Origin of the sequence: Cryobacterium sp. TMT1-2-1 (assembly GCF_004403955.1) — a bacterium.
Classification (GTDB): Bacteria; Actinomycetota; Actinomycetes; order Actinomycetales; family Microbacteriaceae; genus Cryobacterium; species Cryobacterium psychrotolerans.
The window spans coordinates 26830-46680 of sequence record NZ_SOHC01000022.1; the positions used below are offsets into that span (position 1 = coordinate 26830).

19 protein-coding genes and 1 tRNA gene are annotated in these 19851 nt (G+C 67.2%); 13 read left to right on the forward strand and 7 right to left on the reverse strand.

Annotation, left to right across the window (positions count from 1 at the left end; translation table 11 throughout):
• Window positions 1–6: 6 nt before the first annotated feature.
• Complete coding sequence (locus E3T33_RS03415; protein ID WP_166784374.1) at window positions 7–1209, reverse strand: pyridoxal phosphate-dependent aminotransferase; 1203 nt, start codon at window positions 1207–1209, stop codon at window positions 7–9.
• A gap of 174 nt (window positions 1210–1383) precedes the next feature.
• On the opposite strand from E3T33_RS03415, the gene E3T33_RS03420 reads away from it, so the two are divergent.
• The 5 genes from E3T33_RS03420 (at window position 1384) to rplA (ending at window position 4128) form a co-directional block, all read left to right on the forward strand.
• A tRNA-Trp gene (locus tag E3T33_RS03420) sits at window positions 1384–1456 on the forward strand.
• A gap of 42 nt (window positions 1457–1498) precedes the next feature.
• A complete protein-coding gene (secE, locus tag E3T33_RS03425) occupies window positions 1499–1774 on the forward strand; it encodes a preprotein translocase subunit SecE (RefSeq protein ID WP_134476256.1) in 276 nt (91 codons plus the stop codon).
• A 95-nt stretch (window positions 1775–1869) separates the two neighbouring features.
• Entirely contained in the window at window positions 1870–2838 is a 969-nt protein-coding gene (gene nusG / locus E3T33_RS03430) for a transcription termination/antitermination protein NusG (protein WP_092323401.1), read from the forward strand.
• A gap of 76 nt (window positions 2839–2914) precedes the next feature.
• Window positions 2915–3346 carry a 50S ribosomal protein L11 gene (gene rplK, locus E3T33_RS03435; RefSeq protein WP_092323402.1) on the forward strand — a complete coding sequence of 144 codons (432 nt, stop codon included), beginning with the start codon at window positions 2915–2917 and terminating at the stop codon, window positions 3344–3346.
• Window positions 3347–3438: 92 nt separating this feature from the next.
• Window positions 3439–4128 carry a 50S ribosomal protein L1 gene (gene rplA, locus E3T33_RS03440; protein ID WP_092323404.1) on the forward strand — a complete coding sequence of 230 codons (690 nt, stop codon included), beginning with the start codon at window positions 3439–3441 and terminating at the stop codon, window positions 4126–4128.
• Between the two features lie 137 nt (window positions 4129–4265).
• Here the strand turns inward: rplA and E3T33_RS03445 are convergent, their stop codons facing one another.
• The 4 genes from E3T33_RS03445 to E3T33_RS03460 all read right to left on the reverse strand — a co-directional run bounded on the left by E3T33_RS03445 (window position 4266) and on the right by E3T33_RS03460 (window position 9444).
• Complete coding sequence (locus tag E3T33_RS03445) at window positions 4266–5771, reverse strand: amino acid permease (RefSeq protein ID WP_092323405.1); 1506 nt, start codon at window positions 5769–5771, stop codon at window positions 4266–4268.
• Window positions 5772–6084: 313 nt separating this feature from the next.
• On the reverse strand, window positions 6085–6423 hold the full coding sequence (locus E3T33_RS03450) for a cupin domain-containing protein (RefSeq protein ID WP_134574746.1): 339 nt from the start codon (window positions 6421–6423) through the stop codon (window positions 6085–6087).
• 37 nt (window positions 6424–6460) lie between these two features.
• Window positions 6461–7891 carry an FAD-dependent oxidoreductase gene (locus tag E3T33_RS03455; RefSeq protein ID WP_134574747.1) on the reverse strand — a complete coding sequence of 477 codons (1431 nt, stop codon included), beginning with the start codon at window positions 7889–7891 and terminating at the stop codon, window positions 6461–6463.
• Between the two features lie 62 nt (window positions 7892–7953).
• Window positions 7954–9444: a helix-turn-helix transcriptional regulator gene (locus E3T33_RS03460; RefSeq protein WP_134574748.1), complete on the reverse strand. Its 1491-nt coding sequence runs from the start codon at window positions 9442–9444 to the stop codon at window positions 7954–7956.
• Between the two features lie 167 nt (window positions 9445–9611).
• On the opposite strand from E3T33_RS03460, the gene aceB reads away from it, so the two are divergent.
• Together aceB and E3T33_RS03470 are read left to right on the forward strand one after the other, a co-directional pair.
• Entirely contained in the window at window positions 9612–11279 is a 1668-nt protein-coding gene (gene aceB / locus E3T33_RS03465; RefSeq protein ID WP_134574749.1) for a malate synthase A, read from the forward strand.
• A gap of 88 nt (window positions 11280–11367) precedes the next feature.
• The gene (locus E3T33_RS03470) at window positions 11368–11898 is read left to right on the forward strand and encodes a GNAT family N-acetyltransferase (RefSeq protein ID WP_092323411.1); all 531 of its coding nucleotides are present in this window, start codon (window positions 11368–11370) and stop codon (window positions 11896–11898) included.
• Here the strand turns inward: E3T33_RS03470 and E3T33_RS03475 are convergent.
• Window positions 11895–13406, reverse strand: a complete 1512-nt coding sequence (locus E3T33_RS03475) for a deoxyribodipyrimidine photo-lyase (RefSeq protein WP_134574750.1) — start codon at window positions 13404–13406, stop codon at window positions 11895–11897. The genes E3T33_RS03470 and E3T33_RS03475 overlap by 4 nt on opposite strands.
• A 474-nt stretch (window positions 13407–13880) precedes the next feature.
• On the opposite strand from E3T33_RS03475, the gene E3T33_RS03480 reads away from it, so the two are divergent.
• Window positions 13881–14432: an alternate-type signal peptide domain-containing protein gene (locus E3T33_RS03480; protein WP_092323413.1), complete on the forward strand. Its 552-nt coding sequence runs from the start codon at window positions 13881–13883 to the stop codon at window positions 14430–14432.
• A gap of 91 nt (window positions 14433–14523) precedes the next feature.
• Here the strand turns inward: E3T33_RS03480 and E3T33_RS03485 are convergent, their stop codons facing one another.
• Window positions 14524–15099 carry a hypothetical protein gene (locus E3T33_RS03485; protein ID WP_134574751.1) on the reverse strand — a complete coding sequence of 192 codons (576 nt, stop codon included), beginning with the start codon at window positions 15097–15099 and terminating at the stop codon, window positions 14524–14526.
• Between E3T33_RS03485 and E3T33_RS15650 the strand changes: the two genes are divergently transcribed.
• The 5 genes from E3T33_RS15650 to E3T33_RS03510 form a co-directional block, all read left to right on the forward strand.
• On the forward strand, window positions 15098–16657 hold the full coding sequence (locus E3T33_RS15650) for a fibronectin type III domain-containing protein (RefSeq protein WP_134574752.1): 1560 nt from the start codon (window positions 15098–15100) through the stop codon (window positions 16655–16657). The genes E3T33_RS03485 and E3T33_RS15650 overlap by 2 nt on opposite strands.
• Window positions 16658–16667: 10 nt before the next feature.
• Window positions 16668–17810, forward strand: a complete 1143-nt coding sequence (locus E3T33_RS15655) for an RICIN domain-containing protein (RefSeq protein ID WP_166784375.1) — start codon at window positions 16668–16670, stop codon at window positions 17808–17810.
• Window positions 17811–17822: 12 nt separating this feature from the next.
• On the forward strand, window positions 17823–18563 hold the full coding sequence (locus E3T33_RS03500) for an LPXTG cell wall anchor domain-containing protein (RefSeq protein ID WP_134574754.1): 741 nt from the start codon (window positions 17823–17825) through the stop codon (window positions 18561–18563).
• Complete coding sequence (locus tag E3T33_RS03505) at window positions 18560–19258, forward strand: signal peptidase I (protein ID WP_134574755.1); 699 nt, start codon at window positions 18560–18562, stop codon at window positions 19256–19258. The genes E3T33_RS03500 and E3T33_RS03505 overlap by 4 nt, the downstream gene beginning before the upstream one ends.
• Window positions 19259–19367: 109 nt before the next feature.
• Window positions 19368–19851: DUF222 domain-containing protein (locus tag E3T33_RS03510; RefSeq protein WP_134574756.1), on the forward strand; the 484-nt coding region annotated here is incomplete at its 3' end.

Genomic DNA, 19851 nt, shown 5'->3' on the forward strand with positions numbered 1-19851 from the left:
GGGTTTTCAGGCGAAGAGGCGCTGGAGGCGCTGGATGCCCTCGACCAGGGGCGCGTCGCCGAGGGCGTAGGAGAGGCGCAGGTAGCCGCTCGGGCCGAAGGCCTCGCCGGGAACGACGGCGACCTCGGTCTGGTCGAGGATGAGGTCGGCCAGTTCCAGCGAGGTGGTGACGGTCACCCCGCCCCAGGTGCGCCCGAGCAGGCCGGACACGTCGGGGTAGACGTAGAAGGCGCCCTGCGGCGTCGGCGTGAGCATGCCGGGGATCTTGTTCAGCTCGGCCACGATGATCTTGCGCCGCCGGTCGAAGGCGTCGCGCATCGCGAGCGCGGCATCCTGAGGCCCGTTCAGGGCGGCGATGGCCGCCCGCTGGGAGATGTTCGAGACGTTGGACGACAGGTGCGACTGGAGGTTGGCCGCGGCCTTGATCGCATCGGCGGGTCCGACCATCCAGCCCAGGCGCCAGCCGGTCATGGCGTACGTCTTGGCGACGCCGTTGACCAGGATGGTGCGGTCTGCCAGCGCCGGAACGGCCTCGACGATCGAGACGGCGCGCACGCCGTCGTAGGTGAGGTTCTGGTAGATCTCGTCCGAGATGACCCAGAGCCCGTGTTCCTCGGCCCACTCGCCGATGGCCCTGGTCTGTTCGGGGGAGTAGACGGCCCCGGTGGGGTTGGATGGCGACACGAACAGCAGCACCTTCGTGCGGGGCGTGCGGGCGGCCTCGAGCTGCTCGACGGTGACGAGGTAGCCCTGGTCGCTGCCGGCGAACACGTCCACCTGCACGCCGCCGGCCAACCGGATCGACTCGGGGTAGGTGGTCCAGTACGGCGTCGGCACGAGCACCTCGTCGCCCGGGTCGAGCAGCGTCGCGAAGGCCTGGTAGACCGCCTGCTTGCCGCCGTTGGTCACGACGACCTGGCCGGGCGATACCTCCAGGCCGCTGTCGCGGAGAGTCTTGGCGGCGATGGCCTCCCGGAGTTCGGGCAGGCCGGCCGCGGGCGTGTAGCGGTAGTTCTTCGGGTCCCGCACCGCGGCCAGCGCGGCCTCGACGATGTGCTCCGGGGTCGGGAAATCCGGCTCGCCGGCCGCGTAGCTGATGACGGGACGACCGGCCGCCTGGAGCGCTTTGGCCTTGCCGTCGACCTTGAGGGTTGCCGACTCCGCAATGGAGCCGACACGGGTGGAGATTCGCTTGAGTTCGTGGGCCACGATACGAGCATAGGGGGGAGGTCCGGTCCGGCACAGGCCCGGCTCGGCTTTACAGCGGTGCCGGAGTGACCTAGACTTGATCGAGGTAGTTGAAATCTGCCATGCTTTTTTGCGCCCATTTTTTCGTCTGACGACGGGGAAGGCGCGCGACAGGGTGGTGGGGATTTCATTCCTAGGGTGGTGGCTCAATTGGTAGAGCAGCGGTCTCCAAAACCGCAGGTTGCAGGTTCGAGTCCTGTCCGCCCTGCAAGTCGGTGGTATTTCCGTCGGCCCATGAAAGGTGTGACAGGTGGCCCGAACAGTTATCGACGAACCCAGTGAGGAAATCGTTGCCAACGCGAGAATCGCCCGCGAATCCAAGCGCGGACCGTTCGCTCGGCTGACCCTGTTCATCAAGCAGGTTCTGGCTGAACTCCGCAAGGTTGTCACGCCGACCCGCAAGGAGCTCCTGAGTTACACGGGCGTCGTGCTGGTTTTCGTGGTCATCATGATGGCCCTGGTTTCGGGTCTCGACTGGGTGTTCGCGCTCGTCGTGACGTATGTGTTCGGAACGCCGTCAGGCTAGAGCGCATGACGGCCGGCGCATCCCGCGTGATTTTCATGGCAACTCTGAATCGGCACCGTATTCGTGCCGGTTCGATAGATAAGGACTGAGATTTAGTGACTGAGACGAAACACGGCGACGTCGACTGGGCCACCGCCGCAGAGCAGTCCTCTGACGAGGATGAGGCGCAGGAAGGCAACATCCTCGCCGAAGAAGAAGGCGCCGTAGAGCCTGCCGAGCACGCAGCCCTGCACATCATCGACCCCAACGCCAACGTCGAAGACAACCTCGACGCCGCGCTGGACGCCCTGGCCGAGGCCACCGATCCCGAAGCTGACGAGGTCGTCAATGACGCCCTCGACATCGACTCCGCCGATGAAGCCGAGGCTGCCGCAGAGGCCGTCGAGGACGAGGTGGACGTCGAGACCGAAGCCGCCGACGAGGCAGCAGCCGAGGAGACCCCGGAGGACCCGTACGACGAGTTCCGTAAGGAACTGCGCTTCCAGCCGGGCAAGTGGTACGTCATTCACTCCTACGCCGGCTTCGAACGCCGCGTGAAGTCGAACATCGAGAACCGCAAGCAGTCGCTGGCCATGGAAGATTACATCTACCAGGTCGAGGTTCCGATGGAAGACGTCGTCGAGATCAAGAACGGCCAGCGCAAGATGGTCACCCGCGTGCGCATCCCCGGCTACGTTCTTGTTCGCATGGACCTCAACGAGGACAGCTGGTCCGTTGTGCGCCACACCCCCGGAGTCACAGGCTTCGTCGGCAACTCGCACAACCCCACCCCGCTCCGCTTCGAAGAGGCTTTCGGCATGCTGAAGAGCCTCGTCGAGATCACTGAGGCTCCGAGCATCAAGACCGGCGGCGGACAGGGCGGCAAGGCCGCGTCCCGCGTGCTGCCCGCCGAGATCGACTTCGAGATCGGCGAGACCATCACCATCAAGGAAGGCTCGTTCGCGGGCCTGCCCGGTTCCATCAACGAGATCAAGCCGGAGAGCGGCAAGCTCATCGTGCTGGTGTCCTTGTTCGAACGTGAGACCCCGGTCGAGCTCAGCTTCGACCAGGTCACCAAGCTTTAAGTCCACCGGGGCCCGTCCGGGCCCTCGGGAGAGCATGCCCTCGTGGCTGCTCGAACATCAATAAGAAGGAAGAACAATGGCACCGAAGAAGAAGGTTACCGGTCTGATCAAGCTTCAGATCAAGGCCGGCGCCGCGAACCCAGCACCGCCCATCGGGCCGGCGCTTGGCCAGCACGGCGTTAACATCATGGAGTTCTGCAAGGCGTACAACGCCCAGACGGAAGCCCAGCGCGGAAACGTCATCCCGGTTGAGATCACCGTGTACGACGACCGCTCATTCACGTTCATCCTGAAGACCCCGCCGGCGGCGGAGCTCATCAAGAAGGCAGCCGGCGTTGCCAAGGGCAGTGGCACCCCGCACACCGTCAAGGTTGCGAAGCTCACCCAGGCGCAGGTTCGCGAGATCGCCACGACGAAGATGGTTGACCTCAACGCCAACGACCTCGACGCGGCATCGAAGATCATTGCCGGAACCGCCCGTTCCATGGGCATCACGGTCGAGGCGTAACCCTCACCACCCGGCATCCCGCCACCCAGCAGTACGTGGAAGAGCCAGCCAGGCTCGCACCACACTCTCAAATTTTTGTACAGGAGATTCAAATGGCACAGAAGTCAAAGGCCTATCGGGCCGCGGCCGAGAAGATCGAAGCCGACAAGTTCTACACCCCCACCGAAGCCGTCACCCTCGCGAAGGAGACCGGCTCCGCCAAGTTCAACTCCACGGTTGAGGTTGCCCTCAAGCTCGGTGTCGACCCGCGCAAGGCAGACCAGATGGTGCGCGGCACCGTCATCCTGCCGCACGGTACCGGTAAGACCGCCCGCGTCATCGTGTTCGCAACCGGCCCGGCCGCCGAGGCGGCTATCGCTGCAGGCGCCGACGAGGTTGGTGGCGACGAGCTCATCGAGAAGGTGGCCGCCGGCTACACCTCGTTCGACTCCGCCGTCTCGACCCCGGAGCTCATGGGTAAGGTCGGTCGTCTCGGTAAGGTCCTCGGCCCGCGAGGCCTCATGCCGAACCCGAAGACCGGCACCGTGACGCCCAACGTCGCGAAGGCAGTCTCCGACATCAAGGGCGGAAAGATCGAGTTCCGCGTCGACAAGCACTCCAACGTGCACTTCGTCGTCGGCAAGGCATCCTTCACCGCCGAGCAGCTGAACGAGAACATCGGCGCAGCCCTCGAAGAGATCGTGCGCCTCAAGCCGAGCTCCTCGAAGGGCCGCTACATCACGAAGGGCGCCGTTTCGACCACGTTCGGCCCCGGCATCCCGCTCGACGTGAACAGCATCTAAGCTTCACGATCTGTGAGGAAAGGCCCGCTTCGGCGGGCCTTTTCTTTTTCCCCGGCCCGCGCGGGGCGAACGACACGAAGGCGAACGCCAAGAGGGGCCCGTCATCCGACGGGCCCCTCTTGCGTGCCTGGACGTTTCTACTGCGTGTCGGGGTGCTCCCGGATCTGCCTGGCCATTTCGATCGCATCGCCTTCCGGAGCGTGCGAGGCGCTGTGCGGCTTGGCGATGAACAGGTAGAGCAGCCCGCTGCCCATCACGACGCCGAGGCCGAGCAACACGATCCAGTCGTCGAGGAAGACTCCGGACGTGCCGGGCCGTCCCAGCAGGTAGATCGCGAAGAGCCCGTAGGCGAGGGCGGCCACGTTGACGAGCAAGCCTGCGGCGCCCAGGTTGAACGGTCCGGCCGGCTTCCAGCCCTTGATCCGCTGGCGAAGTGCGGCCAGCACCACGGCCTGGAACGCGACGTAGATGCCGATCACCGCGAAGGCCGTGATCCGCATCAGCAGGGTGCTGCCGCCCACGTAGATCAGCACGCAGAGCAGCAGCGGAATCGTGCAGGCCACGATCAGGGCGTTGACCGGAACCGCGCGGCGCGGGGAGACCTGCGCCAGCCAGGTGTGCCCCGGGATCATGCCGTCCCTGGCGAAGGAGAACAGCAGCCGGCTGGCCGCGGCCTGCAGGCTGAGCACGCAGGAGAGGAATGCGGTGAGCGCGACCACGAGGAAGAGCTTCGCTCCCACGGTCCCGAGCGACGACTCGAGGATCAGGGGAATCGGATCGGCATCCTCACCGTTGACGATGGCCTGCAGGTCGGGCGCGGCGAGCACGTAGCCGCCGAACGAGAACAGGGCGGAGACGCCTCCGACGAGGATCGTCATGATCATGGCGGTGGGGATGCGCCGGGCCGGGTTCTCGACTTCCTCCGCGACGTCGCCGCAGGCCTCGAATCCGTAGAACAGGAAGAGGCCGGCCAGCGCTGCGCCGAGGAAGGCGGCACCGTAGCTTCCGTCGCCTTCGACACCCATGGTGTCGAAGAAGACGCTGAACTCCTGCTTGCGCTGGAAGATCAGCAGGTAGAGGCCCAGGCCGACGACTCCGATGAGCTCGGCGGCCAGCCCGATCCGGGCGACTCGAGCGAGCATCTTGGTGCCGGAGAAGTTGATCCCGAACGCCACGAGGAGGAACAGCGCGGCGAGGCCGAGGGTCACCTCGTTGGTGACCGGAAGGTTGATCAGGCTCGCGAGGAAGCCGGTGCCGTATTCCGCGACGGCCGTGATCGTCACCAGCATCGCCCAGATATACACCCATGCGGCCATCCAGGCGTAGCGCTTGCCCCATAGCCTCCGCGTCCAGGGGTAGATGCCCCCGGCGATCGGATACTGCGACACGACTTCGCCAAAGATGAGCGCGACCAGGAGCTGGCCGGCTCCGACGATGACGAGCCAGAAGATCGAGGGCGGGCCCCCCGTGCTCAATGCGAGGGCGAACAGGGAGTAGACGCCGACGAGCGGCGACAGGTAGGTGAAGCCGAGGGCGAAGTTACCCCACCAGGACATGGAGCGGATGAACGAGTCGTCGTAGCCGAGGACCCTGAGGTGCTCCGCGTCGCCAAGACTCTTCTTCGTGGGTTGATCAACTGACATGATGACCTCTTTCGGATCAAGTCGGAGGCTCGCGCGTCCGCCCACCTGGCCGCACACCTCATTGTGTGTGCTCAACCTACTGCGGCCGGCGCCTCAACGAAGCGGAAATGGATGATTGCACGCCCGGCGTGTCGAGACAGGGAAAAGATGCCGATTCCTACCGTCAAATCTTTTTATGCTGCCATTCTCGATCGGGAAGGGCGCTCTCTACAGCGTTTTTCGTTGTGACGACCCTCCTCCGCGAAAACGCAGTTGTGCGCGCTAAAACGGGTTCATAACGCGCACTAATGCGGTTTCGCGGGAGGGGGTCAGGTCAGGCGAGGTAGAGCTTGCGGAGTGTTTCGGTCACGGTCCAGACGGTGCGCATCCCGGTGACGAGGCGCACGATGTCACCCGGCGCGAGGGTGATGCGGCGCCCGTCGGCTTCGAAGTCGACGGTCGCGGCTCCGCTCAGCACCAGGAACACCTCGTCGACCTCGACGTCCTGCATGGCCCCGGGCGACATCTCCCAGACGCCGATCTCGGTGTCACCGAGCACATCGAGCACGGCGGACCCGGTGCCGGGCGTGCCGGCGACGACCTGAGCGGCCGGGACGGGGGCTCGCTCGATTCGCAGGGCTGCGGCTGCGGTGGCGTGGCCGGGAGTGAGCATCCGTTGTCTCCGTTGGTCAGTGGGTCGAGGGCCGCGGCTAGGAATCGAAGCCGAGGCCGAGGGCGTCGAGCGTCTTCAGGATCGCGTTGCGGCGCCCGCGATTGTGGTCGGCGCGGTCGAGCGACCACCGCGTCGTCTGGATGCCCATCGACGCGATCGGCTCCGGCGGGAAGGGCAGGGCCCGGCCGCGCACCATCTCCAGCTGCGTGCGCTCGGTATGGCGTCCGGCCAGCTGGTCGAGCATGACCTTCGCCGCGAAGTGGGTCGCGCCCACGCCCAGCCCGGTGAAGCCGGCCGCGTAGGCGATGCGGCCGCCGCGGGCGGTCCCGAAGAAGGCGCAGAACCGGGTGGAGGTGTCGATCGCGCCTGCCCAGCGGTGGCTGAACCGGATGCCTTCCAGCTGCGGGAAGGTGGTGAAGAAGTGGCTCGCGAGCCGCTCGTAGCTCGCCGGGCGGTTCTCGTACTCGCTCCGGACCCGCGCGCCATAGTGGTAGATCGCGTCGTAGCCGCCGAAGAGGATGCGGTTGTCGGCGCTCAGCCGGTAGTAGTGGAACTGGTTCGCCAGGTCGCTCAGGCCCTGGCGGTTCTGCCATCCGATCGCCGCCAGCTGCTCGGGGCTGAGCGGCTCGGTCATCAGCACGTAGTCGTAGACGGGCACGGTGGACAGTCGGTTGCTCTTCAGCAGCGACGGGAAGACGTTCGTGGCCAGCGCGGTCTTCCGGGCCCGGACGGTGCCGTGGGGCGTGACCAGGTTGCTGCCCTGGGCCGGAGTGAGCCCCGCGCTGTCGACCTTTCGCAACGGGGTGTGTTCGAAGATCTCGACGCCGAGTTCGGTCGCGACCCGGGCGAGCTCGGCCGCCAGCTTGCCCGGGTGCACCAGGGCGTTGCTGCGACGGTGCCAGACGCCGGCCAGGTAGGTGGGCGAGTCGACCTGCCCGCGCAGGGCCTCCGCATCGAGGAAGACGGTGTCGGCGCTGGTAGGTTCCTCCCGCAGCCACTCCACCTGGTGCTCCTCGATGGCGAGGTCGATGGCGCCCGTGCGCTCGAAGTCGCAGTCGAGGTCGAGCTCGGCGACGATGCGCTCGATCTCGTCCAGGTTCTCCAGCCCGAGTTCGTTCAGCCGGTCGATCTCGTTCGGCCAGCGGGTGCGGCCGTTCTCCTCGCCGTGGGTCAGGCTCGCTTCGCAGAAGCCGCCGTTGCGCCCGGAGGCAGCCCAGCCGACGGTGCGGGCCTCGAGCAGCACCACCCGGGCCGCCGGGTTCTGCTGCTTGGCCAGCAGTGCAGTCCAGAGTCCCAGGTATCCGGCGCCGACGACCGCGAGGTCGCAGTCCAGGTCGGCGGCCAGCCGGGGGTGCCGCGCCTGCGGGGCGATGTCGTCGAGCCAGAACGGCGCATGCCGGGTGTCGCCGAGGGAGTGCGCGACGACGGATGCGGCGGGCCGCGCCCGTTCGAAAATCGTTGTGCCCACGAAGTCGCCCTCTTCCCGCGGCTGCGCTGCCGCCCCTTCATCCTGCCACCCCACCCCGCTGGCTAGCGCGGGGAGTGCGCCTCCAGGAATTGGTACACCTCGGTCTGGTCCACGCCCGGATAGGTTCCGGTGGGCAGGGCCGCGAGCAGGCTCGTCGGCGTGCGCGCCGCCGGCCACGACTGCCCGGCCCACCGGTCGGTGAGGTCGGCCGGGGCGCGGCGGCAGCAGGACTCATCCGGGCAGAGCGACACCGCGCGGTTGGACGTCTCCCTGCCGCGGAACCATTTCACGTGCGTGAACGGCACCCCGACACTGACCGAGTAGTCGCCCTCCTTGGCCTTCTCGATGCGCGAGGTGCACCAGAACGTGCCGCTCGGCGTATCCGTGTACTGGTACCAGGGGCTGAACCTGTCTTCGATGTCGAAGACGGTCCTGGCCGTCCAGTTGCGGCACACCGTCGAGCCCTCGACGGCGCCGAGGGCGTCGCTGGGGAAGCGGACCGAGTCGTTCTCGTAGGCCTTGATCATGGTGCCGGACTCGTGGACCTTCATGAAGTGCACGGGGATGCCCAGCCTCGCGGTGGCCAGGTTGGTGAAGCGGTGCGCCGCCGTCTCGTAGGAGACCGCGAAGGCGTCGCGCAGGTCTTCCATCGAGATCCGGCGCAGGTTCTTCGCCTCGGTGAGCAGCTTCACGGTGTCCTTCTCGGGAAGCAGGATGGCCGCGGTCAGGTAATTGGTCTCCACCCGCTGGCGCAGAAAATCGGCATAACTTTTGGGTTCGCCGTGCCCGCAGAGGTGGCTGGCGAACGCCTGCAGGATGGGTGAACGGGAGTCCCGCGACGCGGACTGCGTCGTGGGCAGGTAGATCCGGCCGTTGCGTTTGTCGGTGACCGAGCGGGTGGAATGCGGGAGGTCGCCCACGTAGTGCAGCGAGTAGCCGAGGTGGCTGGCCATGTCCGCCACCACCTGGTGGGAGACCGGCCCCCCGGTGTGGCCGACCGCGGTCAGCAGCTCGAGGGCCTGCGCCTCGAGCTCCGGGAAGTAGTTGTCGCGCGAGCGCATCGTCGCACGCAGTTCCGCGTTGGCGCGCCTGGCCTCCTCCGGAGTCGCTGCGCGCTCCCGGTGCAGCCGCTCGATTTCGTTGTGCAGGGTGAGCAAAGTCTGGAGCGTTTCGTCGCTCTGGCCCTTGCTCACCCGGATGCGCGGCAGTCCGAGGGCAGTGAAGACGGGTCCGCGCTGGGCCCGCTCGACCGCGATTTCCAAAGCGGCGCGCTCGGAGGGCGCATCCGTTTTGAGCAGGTCGTCCACGGTCGTGCCGAGCGCCGCGGCGATCGTGCGCAACATGGAGAGCCGCGGTTCGCGCTTGCCGTTCTCGATCATCGACACCTGCGAGGGGGCGCGTTCGATGGCCGTGGCGAGGGCGTCCAGGGTCATCTTGCGCATCGTGCGCAGATCCCGGATGCGGCGGCCGAGCGTGAGCGCATCGAGCCCGGCTTCCTCATCCTCGGGGGCAGCACTGAGCAGTGAACGCGGGACGGCATCGGCGAGGACCATGCTTCATCGTCACACGGGAGGATTAGTTCTGGCAAACAGAAGAACGACATTTCTTCTGCCAAACTTTCCGGGTCCGAGTGGGTGCGGGGGCTCCAGAGTGGGATCACAGCCACCGCAACGACGCATTTCGCGCTCGTCGACTCCACAACCTGTCAAGGAGAAAGACAATGAACACCTCACCCCGGTCAACGATCGAACGCCCGCAGCGCACCGCGACGAACACCGGCAGCTTCGCAACCGTCCGCCCGCACCTCGAGATCACCGGCGACCTCGGACCCCGCTACGACGAGATCCTCACACCGGGGGCGCTGGAGTTCATCGCCGAACTGCACGAGCGTTTCGCGGGTACCCGCCACGACCTGCTCGCCGCCCGGCTGCAGACGCGAGTGGATGCGGCCAACGGCCGGGACCCGCGCTTCCTCAGCGAGACGGCGCACGTGCGCCGTGACCCGAACTGGACCGTCGCCGGCGCCGGCCCCGGGCTCGAAGACCGCCGCGTCGAAATCACCGGACCGACCGACCGCAAGATGGCCATCAACGCCCTCAACTCCGGTGCGAAGGTCTGGCTGGCCGACCAGGAGGACGCCACGAGCCCCACCTGGGCCAACGTCATCGAGGGGCAGATCACGCTGTTCGACGCCGTGCGCGGGCAGCTCAGCTTCACCAGTCCCGAGGGCAAGAAATACACGGTCACCGCCGAGAAGACGCCCACCATTGTGATGCGCCCGCGCGGCTGGCACCTGGTCGAGAAGAACCTGACCTTCGTCGACCGTGCCAACCGCCGGATGGCCGCGTCCGGCAGCCTCGTTGACTTCGGCCTGTACATCTTCCACAACGCCCGCACGCTGATGGACACCGGCTCCGGCCCGTACTTCTACCTGCCGAAGCTGGAGAGCCACCGCGAGGCGCGGCTCTGGAACGACATCTTCAGCCACGCCGAAGACCACCTGAACATCGGCCACGGCACGATCCGAGCGACCGTGCTGATCGAGACGATCCAGGCGGCGTTTGAGATGGAGGAGATCCTCTACGAGCTGCGGGACCACTGCGCCGGACTCAACGCCGGCCGCTGGGACTACATCTTCAGCATCATCAAGACGTTCCGCGCCCGAGGCCGCCGCTTCGTGTTCCCCGACCGCAAGCAGATCACCATGACCGTGCCGTTCATGCGGGCATACACGGAGCTGCTGGTGTCGACCTGTCACCGGCGAGGCGCATATGCCATCGGCGGCATGAGTGCGTTCATCCCGAACCGGCGTGACCCGGCGGTCACCGCCCAGGCCCTGGAGCAGGTCTCGGAGGACAAGCGCCGCGAGGCGACCGACGGCTTCGACGGCACCTGGGTCGCGCACCCGGACCTCATCCCCACCGCCCAGGCGGAGTTCGACCAGGTGCTCGGCGACCGGCCGAACCAGCTCGAACGCACCAGGGACGAGGTGGTGGTGACGGCAGCACAGCTGCTCGACGTGTCATCCATTGGCGGAGAAATCACCGAGGCCGGTGTGCGCGGAAACGTGATCATCGCGTTGCGCTACATCGAGTCCTGGCTGCGCGGGGTCGGCGCCGCGGCGATCGACAACCTGATGGAGGACGCCGCCACCGCGGAGATCTCGCGGTCGCAGATCTGGCAGTGGATCCACGACAACTCGGTCACCGCCGAGGGGCGCCGGATTGACCGGCCCTGGGTCGAGGAGTTGGTGGCCGAGGTGTTCGCCGGTCTCGAGCGCACGCCCGGGGACCGTTTCGACGACGCGCTCGAGGTGTTCCGTACCGCGGCGCTGGAGCCGGAGTTCCCGACCTTCCTTACGGTCGGTGCCTACGCCCGCTTCCTCTGATCCACGCGTGAATCCCTGCACCCTCGTCCCGCTCCGGGGCGGGGGTGCGGCAGCGTGACGGGCAGGCCGGGCTGGGTAGGCTGACGGGATGACCGTCACGATCCGTGTGGCCGGCCCGGCGGATGCCACGGGGCTGGCCGACCTCGCCGCCGCAACGTTCGCCCTCGCCTGCCCTCCGCACACCACGGCGGCCGCGATTGCGGAATTCCTGCGGGACGTGCTCGCCGAGCCCAACTTCGACGAGTACCTCGCTCACCCCGACCGCATCGTGCTCGTGGCCGAAGACGAGCAGGCGATGGTCGGGTACACGATGCTGGTGTTCGGTGAGCCGACCGACACGGATGCGTATGCCGCCGTCGGCATTCGCCCGACCGTCGAGCTCAGCAAGTTCTACGTGCTCGCCGAGAGTCACGGGCGAGGTGCGGCGGCCGCCCTGATGGCGGCGACCCTCGAGGCTGCCCGCGGGCGCGGTGCCGCCGGCACGTGGCTCGGCGTGAACCAGTTGAACGCGCGCGCCATCCGCTTCTATGAGAAGAACGGATTCGTCATCGTCGGGGTGAAGCGCTTCCTCGTCGGCGGGGTGTACGAGAACGACTTCGTGCTGGAGCGCGCCCTCTAGCCTCGTTCGTCCGCCCCGACCCTGGCGGCCGCCGCGGTGGGGGCCGACTTCGTGTTCTTCACGTGCTCGTAGGCGGCGAGGGCCGCCCGCCTGGTTTCACCGAGGTCGACGATCGGGACGGGGTAGGCATCCGTGCCCCATTCCGGAACGTTGGCTCGGATGTACTGGCCGTCCGGGTCGAACCTGGCCGCCTGCAGCTGGGGGTTGAAGACCCGGAAGTAGGGCGCGGCATCGGCTCCGGAGCCGGCGACCCACTGCCAGTTGAACGGGTTGCTGGCCGGGTCGGCGTCGACGAGGGTGTCCCAGAACCACCGTTCGCCTTCCCGCCAGTCGATGAGCAGGTTCTTGGTGAGGAAGGACGCGACGACCATCCGCACCCGGTTGTGCATGCTGCCGGTGCGCCAGAGTTCCCGCATGCCGGCGTCCACGAGCGGGTACCCGGTGCGGCCCTGCTGCCACGCGCGCAGGGCACGGTCGTCCGGCGGCGGCCACGGGAACGCGTCGAACTCGCGCCGGATGTTCACGGTCGCCAGCTCCGGCGCGTGGAAGAGCGTGTGGTAAGAGAACTCCCGCCAGCCCAGCTCGGTGAGGAAGCGGGTCGCGCTCGCGGCTGCAGGGCCGGTTGCCCGGGCTCGCGCCGCGTCGGTCGCGTGCCACACCTGGTGCGGGCTGATCTCGCCCCAGCGCAGGTGCGGGGCCAGGCGCGAGGTGGCGGCCCGGGCCGGAACGTCGCGCGCGTCGGCGTACTCGTCGAGGGAATCGCGCAGGAACGAGTTGAGCAGGTGGTGGGCGGATGCCTCGCCCGGCTCCCACGCCTCGCGCAGCCCGGCGGCCCAGTCGGGGCGGCTCGGCTCGAGGGCCCAGTCGCCCAGCCGGTCGGAGGCGAGGTCGCCGCCCAGGTCGCCGCCCAGGCCGGGGATGGCCTCGGGGGCCGGGTGCGGCATCCGAGGCGGGGGACCGGACGTGCATGACCGCCAGAACGGCGTGAAGACGGAGTACGGGCGGTCCTGGCCGGTGCGGATCGTCCACGGCTCGAAGAGGAGCGAGCCGGCGAAGCTCCGGGTTTCGATGCCGCCGGAGCGCAGGGCCGCCTTGAGCCGGGCGTCGATCTCCCGTTCGGCCGCGCCGTAACGCCGGTTCCAGAACACGGCGCCTGCGCCGACGGATGCCGCGAGTTCGGTGATGACCGGTTCGGCCGGCCCGCGGCGGAGGGTCAGGGTGGCGCCGAGTCGCTCGAGCGAGGCAGCCAGCGAGCGCAGGCTCCCGTGCAGCCACCAGCGGGCCGCGCCGCCGAGCGGTCGGATGCCGGGGGACTGCTCGTCGAGAACGTACACGACCACGACCGACCGGCCGCGCTCGATGGCGGCGTGCAGAGCCGGGTTGTCGCTGAGCCGGAGGTCGTCGCGGAACCAGACCACGGAGGGGCCGTCGCCGGAGGGGCCGTCGCCGGAGGGGCCGTCGCCGGAAGCTGCGGGCGACGCCGGCCGCGCGGTCGTGAGCTCTGGCATCCGGTCCTCCTTGTCGGTTTCTCCTTGGTGGGATTCCATTCTGTTCCATCGCCTTCGCCGGAGGCGCTCACGCACGTCCATGCGTATGCATTCAAGGAGAGTTGACAGATTACGCAACTGATTTGCGCGTCGATTCACGTTTTCGCAACGAAATCAGCCGATATTGCGGCTTCAACGGTCGAATAGGGACGCGCTTAGGTGAGTGGGCGCGTGCCTATCTTTGGGGGTAGAGCAGGGACAGACGGATCTGTCTGTCCCGCCGTATAGTTCTTGAGGGGATGGCGTAGCAGCCGGAAAAGCCGCAAGGCGAGACCGTTTGCGCAGATCTCGGTCCGGCTTGTCCGGACGGGGAACACCAGATTCAGACTTCGTGCCTATCGCGAAATATGCGCCCAACCCCAGTACGCAGCTCAGCTCCATTTCGGGGAACGGCCTGCAACTAACGACATCCTGGATGTCGCGAAGGGAACGATCATGAACAAGCTCCTCAAGGGTTCAATTGCCGGCGCAGCTGGTGTGGCCCTCCTCCTCGGCGGCGCAGGCACGTTCGCGCTGTGGAACGACGACGCCACGGTAGACGGTGGAACGATCGTCGCCGGAAATCTGGACCTCGCCACCGACCTGACGAGCGGAGAGTGGAGCGACGCAAACGGGACCATCGACCTCAGCACCTTCGTGGCTGTTCCTGGTGATGTCCTCACCTACACGACAGACGTGGATGTCACTGCCACCGGCGACAACCTTGTCGCCACCCTGGGCCTCGGCACCGCGTCGATCACGGCCTCGTCCTCAGCCGCGGCCGACGTGGCTCTTGCTGGCTACCTCACCAACACGGCGGTGCTCTCGGCGACCGGTACCGGCATCTCTGGCCTCGGCCCGACCTACACGATCGAAGAGGGCACCGGGGTTGCCACCGTCACGGTCGAAATCACATTCCCGAAGCACCCGACTGCCGGCGCTGAGAACAGCACTAAGAACGGATCGGTCAGCCTGGCCGACCTGTCCGTCACCCTCACCCAGGACTAGTCGCTTCGACCAAGGTGCCCGCCGCCTCGGTGGCGGGCACCCTGGACTCACCCGCACCACATCTGGCCTCACGACTCGCGAAGGGGATGCCTCACATGTCCTCTCCTCGGTCGGCCAAAATCTCTTCTCTACACCCGAGGGCCACCGCGACGCTCGTGGTCGTCGGCGCGATGGGCCTCGCCGTCCTCGCAGCAGGCGGCACGTACGCCCTCCTCAACTCGAGCACATCCATAGGCTCGGCCGCCTCAATCACATCGGGCACCGCAGCGCTCACGGTCTCGCCGCTCACGATGTCGACGGCGGTGCTGTATCCCGGACTCACAACGTACGGCGCAGCGACGGTCACTAACACCGGTGATGTACCGCTCTCGGTGCGGATCACCGGGCTGACCTCGCCGACGGCGACCACACCCTTCTCCCAGTCGCTCACGATCGGCGGGGGCATCGTGGCCTCACCAGCTGCGTGCTCGAGCGGCACCTTCACGCCGGGCTGGGCAGGACCGTTCCCCTCGGCGACGACCGCAGTCGTCGGGTCCGTGCTTGCCGCCGGCAGCTCCGCGACATTCTGCGTATCCGTGACGATGGCCCTGACCGCCGCCCCCGGGAGCCAGGGGCAATCGGCCACGAATTTTGGGATCCTCATCGACGGAATCCAGAGCTGAGCCATGACGACCAGGACGAACCGCGCGCCGGGCCGAGGGGCTCACCGCCTCGCCGTTTCCGTCGGGCTGACGCTGTTCTTCATCCTCGCGGGCACCGGAGTCGCCAGCGCGAGCTGGACCGCTTCGCCCGTCGGCACGACGGCATCCGTGGCTTCCGGGACCATCGGCATCCAGCAGGCCGGGTTCGCTTCCCTCGCGGTTCAGTACGGCCCGACCGTGACGACAGCCACGGCGCCGATCACCGTGACGAACACCGGCACGATCCCGGCCCCGTACACGCTCACGCTCAGCGCACCCGCCGCGAATCCGCTTGCCCAGGCTCCCGTCAAGACGTGGCCGGTGCTGTTCGGGTCAAGCTGCGCCCTGCCCGTTCCGGGCACGGCCACCACGAGCAAGACCTGGGCGGCCGGGACAACCTTGACCGGATCCCTGGACGCCGGAAGCTCCGCGGTCTACTGCGTCACCACGTCGCTCACCCCCGCGCAGCTCTCCGCGAACTCCGGGGGATCGATGGTTGCGACCCTCGCCCTAAACTCCGCAGTGGGCAATTGGTCGGCCACGGACACAGCGACTGTGGCGCAGTCCGTTTCCGACATGACCGCACCAACGGCCCCCGGCACGCCGGTCGCGTCCGGTACAACCGGCGTGGCAACCACGTTGAACTGGACGGCGTCGACGGACACCGTCGGCGTGACCGCCTATGAGGTCTACCGCACCGGCCTTCTCATCGCAACCGTCACGGCGACGACATTCACGGACGCGGGTCTGACCCCGGGCACGACGTACAGCTACGTGATCAAGGCGAAGGATGCCGCCGGCAACGGGACCGTGTCCGGCACGACCGCCGTGACCACGACAGACACGATCGCTCCGACCGCCCCCGGCACGCCCGTGGCATCGGGCACGACCGGCGTGCAGACCACTCTGACCTGGGCGGCGTCCACTGACAACGTTGGGGTGACCGGCTATGACGTCTACCGCGGCGCAACGCTCGTTGGTACTGTCACCGCGACGACATTCACGGACACCGGGCTGGCCCCGGCAACGACCTACAATTACACGATCAAAGCGAAGGATGCCGCCGGCAATCAGTCGGTCTCGGGCCCGACCGCCGTGGCAACGACAGACACGATTGCTCCGACCGCCCCCGGCGCACCCGTGGCATCGGCGACGACCGGCGTGCAGACCACTCTGACCTGGGCGGCCTCCACCGACAACGTTGGCGTGACCGGCTATGAGATCTACCGCGGTACGACGCTCGTTGGAACGGTCACATCGACGACGTTCACGGACATTGGGCTGACACCGGGAACGATCTACAGCTACACAGTCAAGGCGAAGGATGCCGCCGGCAATGGGTCAGTCTCCGGCGCGACCGCCGTGGCAACGACAGACACGATTGCCCCGACCGTCCCGGGCGCGCCAGTGGCGTCGGGCACGAGCAGTGCGCAGACTACGTTGACCTGGGTTGCGTCCACTGACAACGTTGGTGTGACTGGCTATGAGGTCTACCGCGGTACGACGCTTGTTGGAACGGTCACGTCAACAATGTNCGTCCACTGACAACGTTGGTGTGACTGGCTATGAGGTCTACCGCGGTACGACGCTTGTTGGAACGGTCACGTCAACAATGTTCACGGATACGGGACTGACCCCGATCACGACCTACAACTACACGATCAAGGCGAAGGATGCGGCCGGCAACCAGTCCGCGTCGCTCCCGACGAGCGTGACCACCGCGGCTCTCGACACGACCGCTCCGACCGTCCCGGGAGCGCCGGTCGCGTCGGGCACGACCGGCGTGCAGACCACATTGATCTGGACTGCGTCCACGGACAACGTTGGCGTGACCGGCTATGAGGTCTACCGCGGGACCACGCTCGTTGGAACTGTGACGTCGACAACGTTCACGGACACGGGCCTGACTCCCGCGACGACGTACAGCTACACAATCAAGGCGAAGGATGCCGCCGGCAACGGGTCCGTCTCTGTAGCGACCGTCGTGACAACGCTCGACACGATTGCTCCAAGCGTCCCGGGCACCCCGGTGGCGTCGGGCACAACTGGCACCCAGGCCACGCTGGCCTGGGCGGCATCCACCGACAACGTCGGGGTCACCGGCTATGAGGTATACCGAGGCACGGTACTCATCGCAACAGTCACGTTGGCCACCTTCACTGACACCGGGTTGACCGCGGGAAGCACCTACAGCTACACAATCAAAGCCAAGGATGCCGCGGGCAACCGATCGGCGGTTTCCAGCGCGACGAACGTGATCACCCTCGCAGTGACGCCGACGACCGGCTACAAGATCAGGCCGATCGACAGCACGGGCTTGTGCCTGGACGGGTCGAGTAATCCGCCGGCGAACGGCACGACGTTGGTGACCACGACCTGCAATGGAAATAGCCAGCCGTGGAACGTCGTGCTCATCACCGGAACCTACTACTACAAGATCGTTCACCCCACGAAGGCCTTCGCCTGGGAGATCAAGGACGGCAGCCTCATCGACGGCGCCGGCGCCCAATTCGGAGCCGACACCGGGGCCGCCAAGCAGCAATGGGAGGTCATCCAGCAGAGCGCCGGCCAGTACCGGTTCGTGAATCGGGCGAGCGGTAAGTGCCTGGAGGCGCCGGGAGCAACCACCGCAGTAGGAACGCAACTCACACAGCGAACGTGCGACGGGTCAACCGCGCAGTCCTTCACGGTGAGCTGACGGTGATCTGACATGACTGCTGCCCGAATCGTTGCCCGCCTGGCAGCGCTCGCGCTCGCGGCGGGAGTGTGCGCGAGTATCGGGCTGGCGGGCGCGGCCGCAAGCGAGGCGCCGCCATCGACCGACCTCCTTGTCAGCACGGATGGCGTCCACTTCTTTCCGGCACTCGCCGGAGGCCTCCTCGACGTAGGCGGTCTGCTCGTGCCCGGCGACTCGGTGGCGTCGAGCCTATGGATCAAGAATCCCACCGGCGCATCCGCCGTGCTCCGGGTCAGCGCCCGGGACGTGACGTTCTCGTCGGGCGACATCGCCGACGGAGTGACCGTGTCCGCCTGGGATTCCGGAACCGATACCACTCTGTCGGCCACCCTGCGCACAATCGCCGAGTGCCAGATCATCGTGCCCTCGCAAGCGATTGCGGCAGGGGCGACCATGAGAATGATCGTCAGGTATACGATGGCGGATTTCGCGGGTGAGGTCGGTCAGAACGAAAGCGTCAGCCTCGGGCTGAAGGTCGCCATGCGGGACGCGGAGGCGGGCCCCTTTCCCGCATCCGCATGTGAGGATGAGGGCGTGCTCGTCTCCTCGAATCCTGCCCGACCGGGCTCGCTTCCGGGCTCGCTTCCGAGTTCGCTTCCGACGACCGGGACGGAGTTCGTCGTCCCGCTCCTGGCCACGGGCGGTTTCCTGGTCGGAATCGGCCTGTTCCTCGTGGCCGGCCGCCGCCGCCGCCGCGAGCACGAGGAGTCATGACCGACGTGGCCGCCGGGACATCCGCCCCCCGGACAGAGCCGAAGACCGGGCCGGAGCCCGGGCCGAAGTCGGGGCCGAAGTCGGGGCCGAAGCTCGACAAGGGGCTCTGGCACTACATCGGCGTCGCCCTGAGCGGGGCGCTCCTCCTGCTCGTGCTGGCCCTCGCGGTCATCCTCATCGTCGTTCCCAAGGTCGCCGGTGGGGTCCCGCTCACTGTTCTGACCAGTTCGATGGAGCCGCGCCTGCCGCCGGGAACGCTGATCGTCGTGCGCCCGGTCAACCCCGATGACCTCCGGATCGGCGACGTCGTCACCTACCAGATCCAGTCCGGCAAGCCGGGCGTGATCACGCACCGGATCATTGCCGTCGCGTCCTCATCAGATGGCAGCCGCTCGTTCACCCTCCAGGGCGACAACAACGGCGCCCCGGACAGCGAGCAGGTGATCGAGGCGCAGATCCAGGGGCGGCTCTGGTACTCACTGCCCTATATCGGCTACGTGAACAACGGCGTCAACGGCGAGAACAAGGCCTGGATCGTCCCCGTCGCAGCCGTGTTGTTGCTCTCCTATGCGGGCTACATGATCGCCGCCGGCATGGTCGCGGCAGCGAGGGGCAAGCGCAAGCCCGGGAAGCCGGTCCCGGACCCTCGAGAACCGGCACCGAACGCCCCGGGCGGCGACTCCGCCCGCGCCTAGCCGGGCGCCATTCCTCCACAGGGAAGACTTCTGCGAATTATCCACAGAAAATGCGGCTGACCGGCCCTTTGTCGGTAGGAATGTCGGTGGTTCGGCGGAGACTTAACGTATGGACACCCCCACCGAAGCCCCTGAGTCAGCCGCCGGATCGGCCGCCGCCGACGGTGCGGATGCGCTCGCGTCGTTCGCGGCGATCAGCGCCCAGATCGGTGAGGCGCTGCGCTGCTCGGCCGTGCGGGGCCTTGGGGATGACGGGCTGCTGATGGTGACCGCGGCGATCGAAGACGCGGGCCGCCGGGTCGATGCCCTCCGGGTGGCGGCGGCCGCGGAGATCGCCGACCGGTCCCGATTCGAGCTCGGCACCGGGCGGCTCTCGGCGAAGAAGGGCTGCCGCACCCCGTCGGAGCTGGTGCAGCGGATGACCCTTGTCTCCGGGTCGACTGCGAACCGGCGGATGCGGCTCGGGGCGCAGGTGCGCACCGACTACTCCATCATCGGCGAGGCTCTGCCGCCGAAGTTCCCGGCGACCGCGGCGGGCCTGGCCACCGGGGCGCTCGGCCTCGACGCGGCCGAAGCCATCCTCGGCTCCCTCA